We start from the raw sequence: 16,622 nt of genomic DNA, 5'->3' as shown, positions 1-16,622 counted from the left end.
ACATCCAATGTGATCACCTTCCATAATGGTCAGTGGCCTCATTTTCAGTTGGCGTATTTGGCCCTATTTTCGGCTGGCGTCAACAGCGCTCCTTCGAAGAGAACGTGGATGAGGTGGCGGCCCTGCTTGGGGTGTCGCTGACGGAACCGGGCATGCCGTCGGACGCAGAACCGGCCGGCAAGCTGTCCCTGGCACTGGCGCCGGGGGATTACCTGGTTACCGGTGCTTGCGCCGGAGTCTACGGAGCCAAACTCACCATCGTGGGGGAGGACGGCGTCCCGGAGCGTGCGGAGTTCAGATGCGACGCCACGCTGGACCGCTTCATGAGGCACAACGGCGGCCCCGTCACCATCAGCACCGTTCCGCCCACAGGCAAGCCGTCCGCCACTGGCGTTAAGATCGAGGCAAACCCGGACCCGCGGTTATCGGAGCTAGAGGACCTGTCGGACTGGTCGTCACAGCAGCTGCAGCCGGTGCTGCCAGGTGAGCTGAGGGGCAGCCATCAAGGCAACCAGCCCGCCGCGGCCACACTGACAGCCGAACCCGGCCAGTACGAGCTCCAGATCGTCTGTGACGGTGTGCCTTGGACCAAGGCGGGCCTGGCTGCCGCTGCCGGTGCCGAAATCCTGGCGCCCGTAAACATTCCCTGCGACGGAAAGGTGCTGAAGGTTCCGGTGCTGTTGACCGGCAAGGGAGCGGGCTTCAGGGTCAACCCGGACGAAAATCCGTCAGCCCGGTTCGCCTACCGGCTGGTTCCGGTCGCGGAAGCTAGACCGGCTGGATAGACGTGTGCGGCCGGTGGCCAGCTTTATGCGCCCGGCGGTGGATGAAGTACTCGGCCACCGCCAGGCTGAGCACCCACGACGCTCCGATCAGGAGGCCGCGGCTCAGCTCGGTTACCGGCCCCACCAGGACAGTCCAGGGAATAGTGACCACCACGATGGTGCCCTGGGCAATGCCGATAGCATACGCGCGGGACATCCACTCGCTGTGCCGGACATAGTTGCGGCGCCGAACCGCGCGGAACCCGAGGACCAGGAACGCCACCATGGCGGACCCGAACACCAGCCGGAGGGTCAGCAGCAGCGGACCGTCGAGCGGGGGAAGGTCGTAGAACACCGCCATCCATAAACCGGATAGGGCTGCCAGCAGACCCGCTGGCACCAGGATGCGGCCGGCCATCTTATGCCAACTGAGCTTCCCGCGCTTGCCCTGCCGCAGCGAGGGAACGAACTGGAACGCGCCCAGCAGCAGGTACACCGTGACCGTGGGGACGTGTATCAGCACCGGGACGGGCGAGTCGAAGAACCGGGCGTTGTCCGGCCGCACCTCACCGCCGGCCAGGTCGGTCAGGCGGACCGTGCCGGCGATGAGGGGAACCAGGCTGAGCAGAATGAGGGCGGCGGGGACCAGCCAGCGGGTTTTGGGCTGCGGGCGGGTGTGCGGAACGGATGCGGTGGCCATGGGAGTCGCCTCTTTCCCGGGTCAAAATTGCGCGGGCGTGGGCCCACCATACTGCCCCGCCGCCGGGACCGCGATAGGCCGGAAGCCCTAAAGCTGCCGGGTGCCCATTGCACCGCCCGGGCGCCGGGTCCAGTATTAAGGCGCGGGACGGCTGGGGCCTCATAAAAGTGCTCACCGCCTGAGGATCAAGGATCCGCCATGACCAGTGGTTCAGTTTTGCCCACCCGCCGCACCCTCCTCAAAACCGCCGGAATCGGGGCTGCCGGAGTGCCCCTCCTGGCCGCCGGCAACGCACCGAGGCAGGCGTCCGCATCGGTGCCATCCGCTTTGCTCCCCGCCCCGCCGGGACAGGTGCCCCCACTGCTGGACAGGGCCAAGGTGGACCGTGCACTGGCGCGGCTGGGCGACTTCGCCGGGTACGCGCTCGCCGACACCGGACTGCCCGGGCTGGCTGTCGCCGTCGTCTATCAGGACGAGGTGCTGTACGCCAAGGGCTTCGGCGTCCGGGAAGTGGGCAAGCCGGAAAAGGTCACGCCGGATACGGTGTTCCAGGTGGCGTCCGTGTCCAAACCGCTCGCTTCCACGGTGATCGCGGGCGTGGTGGGCCGGGAGGTGGTCGCCTGGACGGACCCGGTGATCAAGCACAACGGGGACTTCGCCCTCAACGACGAGTACGTCACCCGGAACGCCACCTTCGCCGACCTGCTGTCCCACCGAAGCGGACTGCATACCGGCGCCGGCGACCTGCTCGAGGACCTCGGCTTCGACCGGGACTACATCCTGTCCCACCTGAACCAGCAGCCGCTGGACGCGTTCCGGTCCAGCTACCACTACAGCAATTTCGGGTTCACGGAGGGCGGCCAGGCGGCAGCGGACGCCATGGACACGTCGTGGGAGGACCTGGCGGACAGGATCCTGTTCGGGCCGCTGGGCATGGCCTCGTCCAGCTACCGGCGTGCGGACTATGAGAAGAGGCAGAACCGGGCCGTTCTCCACGTGCCGGTGGGGGACAAGCAGTGGGCGGCGAAGTACCGCAGGGATCCCGACGCCGAAGCCCCGGCCGGCGGCGCCAGCTCGTCAGTGCGGGACCTGGCCCAGTGGCTCCGGCTGCAGCTGGGCGGCGGCACCTACGGCGGCACCCCGGTGATTGATGCGGCCGCGCTGCAGACCACCCACGTGCCGCACTCCGTGTCCGGCCCGGCGTCGGCACCCGCGGCGAGATCCCGCTTCTACGGATTGGGCTGGAACGTGTCCTACGACGACGAAGGCCGCGTGCAGCTGGGACACTCCGGCGCCTTCAACCTGGGAGCGGCCACTGCCGTCAACATGCTGCCCGGCGAACAGCTTGCCATCGTGACCCTGACCAACGGCCGCCCGCAGGGGATCCCGGAGGCCGTCAACGCGGACTTCATGGACACGGCCCAGCACGGCTCGCCCACCGTGGACTGGCTGCCCTTCACCCGCGGCATCTTCCGGCAGCAGGACGAGGCGGACAAGCCGGAGATTGACTACGGCAAAGCCCCGGCCAACCCCACGCCGCCCGGGCCGGACCGCCGGTACACGGGCACCTATGCCAACTCCTACTACGGCCCGTTGGTGGTCTTCCAGGAGGACGGCGGGCTTGCCATGAGGATGGGCCCGGACGGGAAGCAGACAACCTTCCCGCTGAAGCACTTCGACGGCGACACCTTCAGCTTCGAGAGCATCGGCGAGAACGGCAACGGCCTGGCCGGGGCGATCTTCACGGAGTCGCGGCACGGCTCGTCGCAGCAGGTGGTCCTGGACTTCTACAACAGGACCGGGCTGGGAACGTTCACCCGGCGCGGGAGGTAATTTACGACGGCGGCACGCTGCCAACGCTAGGTCAGAGAGCGCCAGATGAAACACAATGAAGGAAGGAAGAACCATGCCGAAGTATCTTTTTGAAGCAACGTACGTGGGCCAGGGCATCAAGGGGCTTATGCAGGAAGGCGGCACCGCCAGGCGCGACGCCCTCACGGAAGCACTGAAATCCGTGGGCGGAACGTTGGAGAGCTTCTACTACGCCTTCGGGTACTACGACGTCCTCGGCGTCTTCGATGTGCCTGACGATGCCAGCGCCGCAGCATTGTCGCTGCTGATCAATTCGTCCGGGAACGTCAACGTCCGGCTGAAGCCGCTTCTCACGGTGGAGGACCTCGACGAGGCCGCTAAGAAGACCCCGTCCTACCGCGCCCCGGGGAAGTAGGCGGGTTAGGCACCCTGGCCAGCGGCCGCCGTCGTACATCACGACGGCGGCCTGCCGCGCGGTGCCTGAAGACCCGGCGTGAGCCTCCACACTTTATTTTGAGTAGCTCATAATAAGCCGGTAAACTTGTGTGTAGGCCGCCGAAGCCCTCGAGTACCGCACCGGTGAACATTCCCGGGCCGGCAGGGCCAGCGACATAACCCGTAACGCGTCCTCCCGCTTGAGCAGTACTTGGAACCGGAATGGCCCACAATCCTGATATTCCAAGGAGAACCCATGACTTTGCTGGCTGAACGCCCCGCAACCACCGAACCCACCCGCACCACCGAACATGGCGTCGCTGACACCGCACTCCGCGGTGGCAGCTACGTCACCCTTCCCGCAGGCAGCGCTGCGGCCCTCGCGGAGGGCACCTATGTCGCCGCCGCCGGCAGCCGAAACCTTCGTCCCGTCACCCGTGGCACCTATGTCACCGTGGATGGCACTCCTACGGTTCCTGCCGGAACCATCGAGGGCAGCTACGTAACGCTTCCCGCGGCCGCCTAGAGTCGCAGCGCCTTTGGTGCAGGGCACCAGTACGGCGCGAAAAGGAGGCCGACGGCGATACCAGGTATCGCCGTCGGCCTCCTCTTTTTTGCATCCCCGGCCCGGGCGCACGGCCTGCCCCTGCGCCAAAGGTTGGGGGCCGATGTGCTGCGCCGACAGGATGATTAGGTTTTCGTTGTTGCCACACCACGCCCGCGGCGGGATGATCGGGGGAGTTGGGCTGCTGGGGGACGGTTGAGCCGGACGAACGCCCGGCGCGTGCCCAGCTGACAAGCGATGCGGCGGTGAGCGGGCGATGGCACAGCACAACGGGCAGCAACGGCGGCTGAAGATCAGCGACGTCAACGTGGTGAACCAGCACACGCTCAAGAAAGCGCTGGGCGGCACCATCGTGGGCAACACGATGGAGTGGTACGACGTCGGCGTGTTTGGCTACCTCATCACCACCATGGGCCCGGTGTTCCTGCCCGAGGCGGACAAGGCGGTGCAGAACCTGTTCCTGCTGGGGACGTTCGCGGCCACGTTCATCGCCCGGCCGCTGGGCGGCATCTTCTTCGGCTGGCTGGGCGACAAGATCGGCCGGCAGAAGGTCCTGGCCATGACGCTGATGATCATGGCCGCGGCCACGTTCGCGGTCGGCCTGTTGCCAGGCTATTCGGTGCTGGGCATCTGGGCTGCGGTGCTGCTGGTGGTCCTGAAGCTGGTGCAGGGCTTCTCCACCGGCGGCGAATACTCCGGCGCCACCACCTTCGTGTGCGAGCACGCCCCAGACCGGCGCCGCGGCTTCTACGTCAGCTTCCTGGACATGGGCAGCTACCTGGGCTTCGCTGCCGGCGGCCTGGTGGTGTCGGTCCTGCAGCTGGTGCTGGGCCAGGAACAGATGGAGGCGTGGGGCTGGCGGCTGCCGTTCCTGGTGGCCGGACCGTTGGGCGCCGTGGCCGTCTACTTCCGGATGAAGATCGAGGAATCTGCCGCGTTCAAGGCCACCATGGAAGCCGAAGCCGTGGCGGCCACGCATCCGGAGACGGGGGAGGAGCTCAGGCCCGTTGGTCCGCTGGGGATCCTGAAGGCGCACTGGCGGCCCATCCTGCTGGCCATGATTCTGGCCGCGGCCGCCAACACCGTGGCCTACGCCCTCACCTCCTACATGCCCACCTACCTGACCAGCAACAAGGGCTACAGCGAGGTGGACGGCACGCTGCTGACCATCCCGGTGCTGGTGGCGATGGCGCTCTGCATTCCGTTTACGGGCCGGCTATCGGACCGGTTCGGCCGCCGTAAGGTTCTATGGATCGGGGCGCTCAGCACGGCGGTGTTCGCGATCCCGGCGTTCCTGGCGATCGCCGCCCACAGCGTTCCCATGACGTTCCTGGGTCTGGCGCTGATCGCCTTCCCGGTCGCGTTCTCGGTGCCGAACCTCGCCTCGGCACTCCCGGCACTGTTCCCCACCGAGCACCGCTACTCCGCCATGGGCATCGCCTACAACTTCGCTGTGGCCATCTTCGGCGGCACGGCGCCGTTCATCATCGCGGCGCTCATTGAACTGACCGGCAACGACATGACCATCGCCTACTACCTCATGGGCGTGGCCGTGATCGCCGCCGTCGCCATCTACTTCCTGCCCGAATCCGCCGGCCGGCACCTGCCCGGGTCGATGCCCAGCGTCGACTCGCAGGAGGAGGCCCGGAGGCTGGTGGAGAACCAGGACAATGATCCGCTGCTGGACTTGGAATCGCTGCCGTTCGAGGAGAGCTTCGAGGCCGCACGGGCCTCGCATAACCGGCCGGACAAGCCGACGGTCATGTAGGGAAGGAACGTACGACGGCGGCGTCCGGGTTGGGTGCAGGCGGTTCCGTTTGGGACTGACTCACCAGAACCTCTTGCTAAGCGGACAACTGTCCGGTACCTTATTCCTAAACGGACAATTGTCCGCTTAGCTTGGCTCTTCACGCCCAACGAACCTCGGTCCGTCACGCCCGGACTCCCTTCCGGCGGCCACCGCGGCCAACGCGCCGCAGCACCCACACTTCACACAGAGGACACTGCCCATGCCCAATTCCCAGACCTTCCTCCTTGGCGGCGACCTGCCCGTCAACCGGATCGGCTTCGGTGCCATGCGCCTCGCCGCCAACGGCTTCACGGGCCCCGCCCGCGACCCGGAACGGGGCCGCACCGTGCTCCGAGCCGCAGTCGAGGCCGGGGTGAACCACATCGACACGGCCGCCTTCTATGCCAGTGACGACGGGTCGCTCAGTGCCAACGCCATGATCCGCGAAGCGCTGTACCCCTACCCGCAGGACCTGGTCCTGGCCACGAAGGTGGGACCGTCGCGCGGCGCTGACGGCCACGTCCACCAGCAGACAGCACCTGATGACATCCGCCGGATGGTGGAGCAGAACCTCCAGGAACTGGGCAGGGACTCCCTGGACCTGGTCTACCTTCGCATCGGCATGGCCGACCTGCCGCACGGGGAGTCCCTGGCGGCCCGGTTCGAGGTCCTGGCAGCCATGCGCCAGGAAGGGCTGATCCGGCACCTGGGCTTGAGCAACGTCGACGCCGGCCACCTGGCGGAAGCGCGGGCCATCGCCCCCGTCGCGGCGGTGCAGAACCACTTCCACGCCGCCAAGCGCGATGATGCGGACCTCCTGCGCGAATGCGAAGCCGCGGGGATCGCCTTTGTGCCCTTCTTCCCGCTGGGCGGGGGCATGGGCGACATTGCCGAAGAGCAGGTCACGCTGGTGGCCAAGCGCCACGGCGTCACCGTGCACCAGATCGCCTTGGCCTGGCTCCTGGCATCCTCGCCGGTGGTCCTGGCCATCCCCGGCACCGGCTCGCCGGAACACCTGGCGGAAAACATGGCAGCAGGGCGGATCCGGCTGACGGAGGAGGACATGGCGGACCTCGGCGCTGCCTGACGGCGGCTAGGGTTGGAATAACCCCGGGCAGCGCGTTGGAAAGGATTCGCCGTGGAGAGCAGAGCAGGGGAGCCGCAGCGCTCCGACGCCCAGCGCAACCGCGAGCGGATCCTCACGGTCGCCCTGCAGGAACTGTCGGAGAATGTCGAGGTTCCCCTGAGCGCCATCGCCAAGAAGGCCGGCGTCGGGCAGGGCACGTTCTACCGGAACTTCCCCAGCCGGGAGGCCCTGGTCCTCGAGGTGTACAGCCACGAGGTGCGGACGCTGGTGGATGGCGCGGAGGAGCTGCTGGGAACGCTGTCCCCGGAGGAGGCGTTGCGGGCATGGATGGGCCAGCTGGCCCGGTTCGCCGCGGCCAAGATCGGCCTGTCCAGCGTGATGCGCCGGATCGTCGGCTCGTCCGAGGGGTCCGCGCAGCCCGGCTACTCCATGGTGGTGCAGGCGGTGGAGCGGATGCTGGACGCCAACCACCGCGCCGGCACCATTCGCCCCGACGTCACCGCCGGTGATTTCATCCTTGCCATCGCCGGCATCTGGCAGCTCGATCCCCATGGCGACGGTGAGGCGCAGGCCGCCCGGATCCTCGATATCGTCTTCAACGGATTACTCGCGGGAGCCCCGGCGCGCCCGTAAGGCGAGGCGCTTGGCGGTTGCTTGCTTCGAAAGCGTACGACGGCGGCGGCCGGGTGGGGTGCCGGCGGTCCTGTTGGGTGGGGGAGCGGTTTGCGTCTCCATACGTTGAAGGCTCCGTCCTATGGGACGGAGCCTTCGGCGTGGTGCTGTCCTGCTAGGAGTTCTGGTCCACGGCGACGACGATCTTGCCGCGGGTGTGGCCTTCCATGTTGGAGCGGAAGGCATCGGCAGCTTTGTCGAGCGGGAAGACCTCGGCAACTTCCACCGTGAGTTTCCGGTTGTCCACCAAATCCGCCAGTGCCTGCAGGTCGGCGCCTACCGGGCTGACCCACATCCAGTCCCCGCCGTGCTGTTCCACCTCGCTGTCGGCGATGGAGGCGTGCCGGCCACCGTCGGCCAGGACGGCCAGGGTGGCGTCGAGGTTTCCGCCCACGAAGTCGGCCACCACCTCCACACCGTCGGGACGCAGCGCGCGGACCCGGTCGGCGAGCCCATCGCCGTATGCCACGGGCTCGGCGCCCAGAGAGCGGAGGAACTCGTGGTTCTTTTCCGACGCGGTGGCGATAACTTTCGCGCCCAAGGACACGGCGATCTGGATGCCCAAGGAGCCCACGCCGCCGGAGCCGCCGTGGATCAAGACCGTTTCGCCGGCTTTCAGGCCCAGCCGGTTGAGGACCTGGTAGGCGGTGAGGCCGGCCAGCAGCAGGCCGGCCGACTCGTTCCAGCCGAGGGTGGCAGGCTTGCGGGCCAGGAGGCGTTCCGGCAGGGCGATGTACTCCGCGAAGGAGCCGCCGTGGACATAGTCCTTGCGGGCGTAGGAAATGACCTCGTCACCGGGCTGGAACTGCCGGGCGTCAATGCCCACCGATTCCACCACCCCAGCCACGTCCCAGCCGGGGATGGCGGGGAACTGCAGGTCCATGACGGCGTCCAGGCCGCCGGCCATGATCTTCCAGTCCACCGGGTTCACCGCCGCTGCCTTGACCTTGACCAGGACCATGCCGGGACCCACCTTCGGCATCGGCTGGTCGCCGTATTCGAGGACGTCCGGGTTTCCGTATTCGCTGTAAGTGATTGCCTTCATGCTTGGGGCAACCGCGTGGGCAGGCGTTGCTATTCCGGACGCGATCGGAAAGTGGCCAATCGCACGGGCCAACAACCGCCAGCCTTTCAAGAGAATGCCCCCGGGCCACTCGCGTGACCCGGGTGCCAGGCGTCATGTGGGACTACTTGCTGACTTCCACGAAGACGGGGTTCGTGTAGAACCACAGGTCTTCCCAGGGATCTGCATTCCCGATCTCATCCATGGCCGGGCCGGCGGGGTCGATGTCTGCGCCGAGGAAGCCGGGCTGGGACTTCTTTCCGTCCGTGCCGCGAAGGCGGACGTAGAAGTTTTCGAAGGGGGTTTCGATTTCCTGGGTCCAGGTGTAGGTGCCGTTCCGGAGCGTCAGGTCCTTGATGGGCATTTGGGTGATCACGCGGGTATCGGGTGCGGTTATGGTGTCAGCGTCCGTGACCGGACCGGTCACCTTGCCCAGGATGACGTCAACCCGGGCCAGCTCAGGGATGAAGCCTGCGAAGTTTGGCTTGGACGCCGGGGTGACGGACACCGTGAGGGTGACCTTCCGGCCGCGTTTGGTTTCAAGCTTCCCGCCCAGCGTGGCCGACTTGGCCTGGTCCGCCACACTCACATCGATCGCGTCGATCAGGCAGCCGTGGTCCACCCAGACCCGCCCTTCGCGCAGGCCCTGCATCACGGAGGCGTGGCTGACTTTTTCGGCCCCCACGTGGGTGCGGCTGTAGTAGCCGGGCCAGAAGTCGTTTTCCGTGAGGTCCACGGTTCCGCTGTACACAGGGTCCTCGGTGCGGCCCTTGGCGTCGAAGTCGCTGCCCGGGCCGCGGGTGGTGGTGTCCAGGTAGACGTTGTGGCTGTCCGAGGTGGCGGTGACGGAAAACAGCCGTCCTTCGGCGAGCAGGCTGTCCCACACACCGCCGACGGTGGCAGTCATCCAGTCGAAGCCACCCCACGTGCGGTACGACTCCGTGGGGTACCCCTTGAAGGAGAAGGTGCCCGGGCCGCCGTCGTAAAGTCCCCGTGCGCGGCTGCCGACGTGCGGCGCCGGCAGTCCGCCGGCCTGGTGCCCGGGCGCGCCTTCCATGCCGATGACCACGTCCGGTGCTGCCTGGATCCATGCCCGGATCTCGTGCGGTGAGTCGATGCCCTGCCGTGAGGGGTGGTTGGGAATCATGATGATGTCCTCAACCCGTTTCCTGGCGCGGGCCTCACCCATGAAGCGGATGCCCTCCAGGGCCAGGGCCTCGTTGGCGGCCGTGCCGTCGCGGGTGCCCTTCACCCGGGCGTCCCAGCGCGCCTCCACTTCCTTCATGACGGCGACATCGTCGCGGCCCGGTGCCACGAAGACCGTGGCATGCTCCGCCCCGGGGATGTTCCACTCCAGGCCGTGGTAGATCAGGATCGAATCGCCGAATTCTTTGCGGACCTCGTCGATGAGGGGCACGATCTGCTCGGTGCTGAGCTGGGAGTGGGCCACGTTGCCGTGGTCGGTGAGGACCAGCCAGTTGACACCGTAGCGGATGGCCTGCCGGACGTGGTCCTGGACGCGGTATTTCCCGTCGTTGCTGAAGAGGGTGTGGACGTGGTGGTCCCCGTTCAGCCAGAAGTACTTTCCCTTCTTGGTGCGCTGGGACGTCTGCGCGAGGGCGTGGACGGGAGTGACCGCTGCTACTGAAGCGCCGAGTCCTAGGACCGAACCGGTCTTCAAAATTCCGCGGCGGGACATACCGTTTGTCATGGGAGCCTTACTGCTGTGTGCGAGATACGGAGGGGCGGGCGCATCATCTGGAAACCTGGTGCCGCGCCCCTTAGGAGGTCTTCCTCAGTCAATACAGGGGACATGAACATTCGGGTGGCGGCACCTGTCCGGGCGGTAAACGGGCCGTTGCTCCCGTTCGCATCCGTGGCGCGGCTTGGCCGCGGGAGTATTCGACGGCGGCGCCCGGCTCTCTCCCGTGCAAGCCGCGCGCGCGTGTCCTGCGCGATGGACCGGGCACGTGGCCGTTAGCGTCGACTACATGGGCAGTAAACGGAACGGCGAACTGGAAGGGCAGAGCTCTATCAACGAGCTGCTCGACCAGCCGATCGGCGAAAAGCCGATCCAGCTGCCGCTGCCGTTCCATCTCCAGGTCCGGCCGGGGGAATACCGCCGCGCATCCTGAGCGCTCGCAGTCAGCCGACCGGGCTGAGGAACCCAATGACGTCCGCTGCCACTCGCTCGGGGCACTCCCACAGGACCAGGTGTGCCACGTCCGGGTAGACCTTCAGCACGGCGCCCGGAATTCGTCCGGCCAATCTTTTCTGGTCCGTACGCGGCAGCAGGTTGTCCTGCCCGCCCCAGAGGATGAGCGTGGGTGTCTGGATGGTTCCGGTTTCTGTGGGCGGGGTGGCTTGGCAGAGTCCGTTGAGGAGGGCTTTCCAGGCGTGCGCGGGCATGTTGAGGCCGTCGCGGATCCGGTCCTCGATGTAGCAGGCGGGGACGTCGTGGATCCGGGGGAACCAGGCCAGAGAGTTCCGGACCCACGCTTCATCGAGAGGGTCGGACAGAGCGTCCACTTCGTCGGCGAAGGCGGGCCGTCCCCGCAGGGTCAGGGGAGACCCCACCAGCACCAGTGCCGCCACTTTGTCGGGGTGGGTGACGGCAAGCTGCTGGGCCACGTACCCGCCGCTGGAGGAGCCGACGACGGCGGCGTGCGGCAGTTCGAGCGCGTCCAGGATGGCGGCGGCGTCCTCCGCCTGCTCCGCCAGGGAGTAGCCGTTCAGGGGCTTGTCCGCGTCGCCCTGGCCACGAAGGTCTGGAGCATAGATTCTGCAGCCGGCCAGCAGGGGGATCAGCCGGTAGAAGCTCTTGCGGGACTCGCCCCAGGCGTGGAGTAACAGCAGGGGAGTGCCGGTCCTGCCGGTGTCCTGAACGAGGCATGGCACCGTGATGCCGGTGCGGAGCCGGAGCTGCCGGATGTCGGCGTCCATGGGTTCAGGCTACGCCACCATTCGCGGGCCACGGCACGGAATGCGCAGGGCTACTTGCCGACGAGGTCCTCTGTGGTGAGCCGCAGCCAGAGCCACAGGCGTTTCTGCGGGTCTGCCAGGTCAAGCTTGAATTCATCGTCCAGGCGGGAAGCCCTGTACCGGACCGTGTTGTTGTGCACGTGAAGGAGGTGGGCTACCGCCGAGATGTTTCCGTTCGCGGCCAGGTATGCCCTCAGCGTGTCGAGGTAGTCGGTCTGCTGCGCAGCGTCGTGTGCCCTGATCCTGGCGATGTCATCGTGGCTGGCCAGGCCCTGGTCATTGATGAATTCGCCCACCTTCAACAGGTTCAGCGGCGTCCGGTAGTCCTCGACGAGCGCCACGGTGGAGCTTGATTGTCCGCTTGAGTGCAGCGTCAGAAGGTAATCGAGTGTCTGGGCCGCCTCTGTCCTGGAGCGCGGCAGGTCTTCGATGCGGGTTGCAACACCGCCTGCGGCCGCGATCAGGGGGTAGGAGGTAACGGTTGGCGAGTAGGTTTGGATCTCCCGGAGGATCCGCGCGTGAACGGACCGCGCCGTGGATTCATTGCTGGGAAGCAGCGCGTAGACCACCGATCCGATGAGGGCGCTGTGGCTGTTGGTGTACTGCACAATGCAGACGGTGGTGACCAGGTGCAGGAGCCGGTGGATTTCGCGGACGGATTCCAGGCTTGTGGTCTCCGGCCTGATGATGGAGAAGGCCGCGACGGCGAGCCCGCCGGCGGCGTCCAGCCCGAGTTCGGCGGCTGCAACGGACGCGTGCGGTGCGTCGTCCAGCAGCGTCCGGATCAGGTCCGCGTTACGGCGTTCGCCGAAGTCGGACGCAGAGCGTGCCACCGCAGCCTTCGCTGCCTGCTTCGCGTTCATCCACTCGGTCAGCCACGGTGCCCTGACAGTGGACGTGCGGGGAGACCAAGCAGTCCTTCTCATCAGCGCCCGGAGTGTCTGGCTGCCAGCGCGGGGAGGGAAGATGCGGGGGCCAGCCCTTAGTAGTGGTAGCGCGCCTGCAAGATGGTCACGTACTGGTCATTAGCCATGTAGACAAGTCTGTGTTCCTGGTCGATACGCCTGGACCAGGCTCCGGCTAGCGCGTGTTTCAGGGCTTCGGGCTTTCCGATGCCCTCGAAGGGATCATCGCGCAGCGTGTCTTCGATGAGGGTGTTGATCCGCTTTAGTGTCTTGCGGTCCTGGGTTTGCCAGTAGAGGTAGTCCTCCCACGCTTCGGCGGTCCACGCCAGCCTGCGGCCGGAGGTCACGGATCGGTAAGCGCGTGCTCGGTGACTTGACCATCCCGCACGGCAGCAAGGGAAGTCAGCAACCGCTGTGCGTTCTTGGGCGACCGCAGCAGGTGGGTGGTCTCCACCAGGGCGTCGTATTCTTCTTTGGACATGAGGACCGCGGATCCGCGCTTGGACGTGATCTCGACTTCGGTGTGATCGAGGTTGACGCGTTCGATCAGGCCGAAGAGGTCACGCCGTGCCTCGCTTGTGGTGATTGCCATGTCTTCCTCCTTGTCGTACTAGATATGGTACCAGTCGGACCTATGGTCATGCTGGTTGTTTGGCCTGCTTGGCGTTCATCCATTCGGTCAACCAGGGTGCGCGGACCGTGGACGTGATCCGGCAGTCGGCCACGAACGTCCCGCGAGATCCGCAGTCGATCCAGTCCTGCAGCGCCGACAGGTCCTCGAGTGAACGGATCACAGTAGACTCGGCACCCAAAGCCCGGGCAACCCCGCTGAAGTCCACTTCCGGGATCAGCATGGGCTTCTCGGTCAGGCCCTGCGAACCGTACTGGTGGATCTCTGCCCCGTACGCGGCGTCGTTATAGATCACCACGACCGCGCTGCGGGCGGCACCAATCAGCGATTCAAGGTCGGACAAGCCCATCAAGAACCCGCCGTCGCCGGAGGCCAGCACCAGGGTGCGGCCGTCCTCTACCGCGCGGGCTGCCCCGACGGCACTCGCAAGGCCCAGCCCGATGGACTGGAACGCGGTCCCCACCATCACGAGGTCCTGCGGCCGCGGGATGTTCCAGTACATCGGCGCCCACCCAATGAAGTGCCCGCCGTCCTGCACCACCGTGCGGCGCTCCGGCAGCACGGCATCCAGTGCGGTTGCCAGGGCGCGCGGATCCAGCCGCCCGTCCTCAGTCGAAGCGGAACCCGCAGCATGGCCCGGACCGGAAGCCAGCCGCCGGACAGCCTCCGAACGCCACGCACCAGCAGCCGCGTCAAGATCAACCAAAGCCAAGAGCCGCGCAGCGGCAGCCTTCACGTCCGCCTGAACAAACACGTCGACCCGCGGGTTTGTCGGTTCCACCGCCGTGTCGATCTGGATAACCGTGGCGTCCGGGTTGAGCAGGTGCCCGAACCGCATGGTGAACGGGCTCAGGCTGGCCCCGGCCACCAGGACCACGTCGGCCTCGCCCATGAAGCCGGCCGCGGTATCGGTGCCGAAACCGCCCGCCACGCCCAGGTACCCCTCGCCATTGAGGAGGTTGAGCGCCAGGGCGGTTCCGGCGGTCAGTGCGCCGAGCCGGTCGGCAAGTTCGCGGAGTTCCGGGCCGGCGCCGGCGAGGTGCGCACCCCGGCCGGCCAGCATCAGCGGCCGCCGTGCCCCGGCGAGAAGGCGGGCCACCTGCCTAAGGCCCGTGCCGCCGTCGTCCGTCACCTCCAACGCCGCCGGCTCCGGAAGGTCCTCATCCTCAGCCTCGAGCGCGGCGAGGTCGTAGGGGATGGCCAGCACTACGGCGGTGCGCCGGGTGAGTGCGTACTCCACCGCCTGCCGGGTGACGGCGCCCGCGGCGTCGCGGGTGACGGTGAAGGTGGCCGCGCCGAGGCCGGCGGCGATGGCGGCCTGGTCCACGTCCCAGGGGCGGGCGCCGCTGGTGGGGGCGTCGCCGGTGACCAGCACGACGGGGATCTGCGCCTGGACGGCCTCGGCCAGGGCGGTGAGCGCGTTGGTGTAGCCGGGGCCGTAGGTGGTGGTGCCCGCGGCGAGCCGTCCCGAGGTGCGGTAGTAGGCGTCGGCCGCGGCGATGGCGGCGCCCTCGTGCCGGACCGCGGTGAAGCGCAGGCCTTGCTGCTCCGCGGCGTCCAGAAAGTAGACGTTGCCGTTGCCCATGACGCCGAAGACGTCGCTGACATAGCTGCTGAGAACCTGTGCCACACGGCCGGAGACGGTAACTGAAGTCATGCAGGAATCCTGCGGTCCAGCTCACGGAACGGCAAGAGCCGCGATTCTCGTTGGGACTTTTGGCAGCGGGTGAGCGGGGGACTGACAATACGCGCACCGGCAGCGGGCGTCACTAGCAGTTAGTTCAAAGCGGGAGATTCCTCCTTCGGCAACCGGCTGATGGGCCCTCGTGCCGGGGCGGCATGAGCTCCAGGATGGAGATGGCCGTGCTGGTCCACTGAATCCCATCGATCTCCGCAGGGGGAGCGGCCTCCGCCACATTCACAAGATTAGGATGATACTGAAAGTTCCATGGAAAGGGCTATATTTTGCAGCAGAACCACGTAGGCGTTACACCTAATGAATTACCAGTTCTACAACAGGCAATGAAGGACCTCCAGGCAAACGTCGCCGCCTATTATGCGGCGACGGCCCGTGGCAATGATTATGGGCAGGCAGTTCGGGCTTTCTTAGTGAGTACGCAGACGCTCAATGAGCATTTTTCCCAGAACATCAACGATAAGAATGCGTATATCAATCTCCTGGATTCCTCGACTCTTCCCGGGGTGGGCTTTATCAAAGCTGTGAAATATGCGCGGAATGTCCAGCAGCATGTTATGCACATCATCAGCCCAAGAGCCAATAGCCTGGTCGGAGGTTTGCAAGGGATGCGGACCTACGCGTTTTGGGACGAAATTCCTCAGGAGGCACACGACAAGCTGCACACAAGAACCAAGTTGCTAAAGCCGTTCTACGACGGTGTTCTGTTCGACAAAGAGGTGACCGAGACCATGTTGGAGGTCTTGCGTTTCTTTGCTGTCGTCGCTCCTCAAATAGTCCACCGCGATGAAAAAGCGGAATGGAGCCACTTTCCCCTTACGAGTCAGCCGGGCATGTTGGCACCTCGGCTGCACCCGGAGGAGCCCCCGGCTCTCGTCGATGCCCAGACGTGGTTGAACGACAGGGTTCCAAACGGCGACGCCAGGGTCATCTTTGGTCAAATCACGGTCGAGGACGTGAAGTACTTGGTGGGTAGCACCTTCGTCAACCGTCACTGTTTTTCGCCATTTGTGGAAACTGCTAGCCAAGTTGAATGCGACATAGCGGCTGGATTCAGCTACCTGCAAGGGAATCCTGAAGAGAATGTGGAGGATATAACCGATACGTTCAATCAACCCCTCCAGGGAGCTGTCTTGCTTAGTCGAGATTCTCTTGATGCTTGGACCGTTCCAGTGCTGCAGATCGAGCCGCAAAATGATTTTCACGTTGCTTATAGCATTGATGTTTGGCAAAGCATCATGTCTGGAGAAAATCCCAGACTAGTGCCAGAATCCATGGCATATGCAACACGCAGGGCGCGTCGTTTGAACGCGTTCTTGCCCCCAAGTTACTAAGAAGAGCTGATTGCCCTCCTAACCAAAGACCGAGCTTTAGATTCTGGGCAACAGAAACCGTGGCCGCCTCAACTCTTCCTCCGAGCAGGAGCCACAGTCTGCGGTGCGGGGCGCCGGAACCGGCGTTGGCAAAACGTTGCCGGTGCTTCCATTTTGGAGGCAAAGCTAAAGAAATGGTTCAAGCGCA

17 protein-coding genes are annotated in these 16,622 nt (G+C 65.7%); 9 read left to right on the top strand and 8 right to left on the bottom strand.

The features are described 5' to 3' along the window. Positions 1-32 precede the first annotated feature (32 nt). Entirely contained in the window at positions 33-785 is a 753-nt protein-coding gene (locus UC32_RS05690) for a hypothetical protein (RefSeq protein ID WP_152642568.1), read from the top strand. On the opposite strand, the gene UC32_RS05685 is transcribed toward UC32_RS05690, so the two are convergent. Then, positions 769-1,464: a DUF2306 domain-containing protein gene (locus UC32_RS05685; RefSeq protein ID WP_045730266.1), complete on the bottom strand. Its 696-nt coding sequence runs from the start codon at positions 1,462-1,464 to the stop codon at positions 769-771. The genes UC32_RS05690 and UC32_RS05685 overlap by 17 nt on opposite strands. 198 nt (positions 1,465-1,662) lie before the next feature. Between UC32_RS05685 and UC32_RS05680 the strand changes: the two genes are divergently transcribed. The 6 genes from UC32_RS05680 to UC32_RS05655 all read left to right on the top strand — a co-directional run bounded on the left by UC32_RS05680 (position 1,663) and on the right by UC32_RS05655 (position 7,785). Further along, positions 1,663-3,297 (top strand): serine hydrolase, encoded by a 1,635-nt coding sequence (locus UC32_RS05680; protein WP_045730265.1) that lies wholly within the window; start codon positions 1,663-1,665, stop codon positions 3,295-3,297. 73 nt (positions 3,298-3,370) lie between these two features. Continuing rightward, a complete protein-coding gene (locus UC32_RS05675; protein WP_045730264.1) occupies positions 3,371-3,691 on the top strand; it encodes a GYD domain-containing protein in 321 nt (106 codons plus the stop codon). A 276-nt stretch (positions 3,692-3,967) separates the two neighbouring features. Beyond that, the gene (locus UC32_RS05670) at positions 3,968-4,237 is read left to right on the top strand and encodes a hypothetical protein (RefSeq protein WP_045730263.1); all 270 of its coding nucleotides are present in this window, start codon (positions 3,968-3,970) and stop codon (positions 4,235-4,237) included. A gap of 295 nt (positions 4,238-4,532) precedes the next feature. Next, the gene (locus tag UC32_RS05665; RefSeq protein WP_045730262.1) at positions 4,533-6,044 is read left to right on the top strand and encodes an MFS transporter; all 1,512 of its coding nucleotides are present in this window, start codon (positions 4,533-4,535) and stop codon (positions 6,042-6,044) included. 241 nt (positions 6,045-6,285) lie between these two features. Continuing rightward, positions 6,286-7,152, top strand: a complete 867-nt coding sequence (locus UC32_RS05660) for an aldo/keto reductase (protein ID WP_045730261.1) — start codon at positions 6,286-6,288, stop codon at positions 7,150-7,152. Between the two features lie 51 nt (positions 7,153-7,203). Next, positions 7,204-7,785 carry a TetR/AcrR family transcriptional regulator gene (locus tag UC32_RS05655; RefSeq protein WP_045730260.1) on the top strand — a complete coding sequence of 194 codons (582 nt, stop codon included), beginning with the start codon at positions 7,204-7,206 and terminating at the stop codon, positions 7,783-7,785. Positions 7,786-7,939: 154 nt separating this feature from the next. Here UC32_RS05655 and UC32_RS05650 read toward each other — a convergent pair whose 3' ends face one another. Together UC32_RS05650 and UC32_RS05645 are read right to left on the bottom strand one after the other, a co-directional pair. Continuing rightward, a complete protein-coding gene (locus tag UC32_RS05650; protein WP_045730259.1) occupies positions 7,940-8,869 on the bottom strand; it encodes an NADP-dependent oxidoreductase in 930 nt (309 codons plus the stop codon). A 142-nt stretch (positions 8,870-9,011) separates the two neighbouring features. Next, a complete protein-coding gene (locus UC32_RS05645) occupies positions 9,012-10,598 on the bottom strand; it encodes a PHP domain-containing protein (RefSeq protein WP_045730258.1) in 1,587 nt (528 codons plus the stop codon). A gap of 280 nt (positions 10,599-10,878) precedes the next feature. Here UC32_RS05645 and UC32_RS20690 point away from each other — a divergent pair, with 280 nt between their 5' ends. Continuing rightward, the gene (locus tag UC32_RS20690) at positions 10,879-11,022 is read left to right on the top strand and encodes a hypothetical protein (protein ID WP_161797258.1); all 144 of its coding nucleotides are present in this window, start codon (positions 10,879-10,881) and stop codon (positions 11,020-11,022) included. 10 nt (positions 11,023-11,032) lie between these two features. Here UC32_RS20690 and UC32_RS05640 read toward each other — a convergent pair whose 3' ends face one another. From UC32_RS05640 to UC32_RS05620, 5 genes are read right to left on the bottom strand one after another with little or no spacing between them, the layout of a single operon-like run. Then, positions 11,033-11,830, bottom strand: coding sequence for an alpha/beta fold hydrolase (locus UC32_RS05640; RefSeq protein WP_045730257.1), 798 nt, complete (start codon positions 11,828-11,830; stop codon positions 11,033-11,035). A 50-nt stretch (positions 11,831-11,880) separates the two neighbouring features. Beyond that, complete coding sequence (locus UC32_RS05635) at positions 11,881-12,795, bottom strand: PucR family transcriptional regulator (RefSeq protein WP_082071938.1); 915 nt, start codon at positions 12,793-12,795, stop codon at positions 11,881-11,883. 56 nt (positions 12,796-12,851) lie between these two features. Further along, positions 12,852-13,121 carry a Txe/YoeB family addiction module toxin gene (locus UC32_RS05630; RefSeq protein WP_045730256.1) on the bottom strand — a complete coding sequence of 90 codons (270 nt, stop codon included), beginning with the start codon at positions 13,119-13,121 and terminating at the stop codon, positions 12,852-12,854. After that, positions 13,118-13,366: a type II toxin-antitoxin system Phd/YefM family antitoxin gene (locus tag UC32_RS05625; RefSeq protein ID WP_045730255.1), complete on the bottom strand. Its 249-nt coding sequence runs from the start codon at positions 13,364-13,366 to the stop codon at positions 13,118-13,120. Before UC32_RS05625 ends, UC32_RS05630 begins: the two co-directional genes overlap by 4 nt. 46 nt (positions 13,367-13,412) lie before the next feature. Beyond that, positions 13,413-15,062: a thiamine pyrophosphate-binding protein gene (locus UC32_RS05620; RefSeq protein WP_045730254.1), complete on the bottom strand. Its 1,650-nt coding sequence runs from the start codon at positions 15,060-15,062 to the stop codon at positions 13,413-13,415. Positions 15,063-15,370: 308 nt separating this feature from the next. Between UC32_RS05620 and UC32_RS05615 the strand changes: the two genes are divergently transcribed. Next, complete coding sequence (locus tag UC32_RS05615) at positions 15,371-16,435, top strand: hypothetical protein (RefSeq protein WP_152642567.1); 1,065 nt, start codon at positions 15,371-15,373, stop codon at positions 16,433-16,435. Positions 16,436-16,622: the final 187 nt, after the last annotated feature.

Source organism: Pseudarthrobacter chlorophenolicus (assembly GCF_000962805.1).
Classification (GTDB): Bacteria; Actinomycetota; Actinomycetes; order Actinomycetales; family Micrococcaceae; genus Arthrobacter; species Arthrobacter chlorophenolicus_A.
This window is presented reverse-complemented; position numbering and strand designations above follow the sequence as displayed.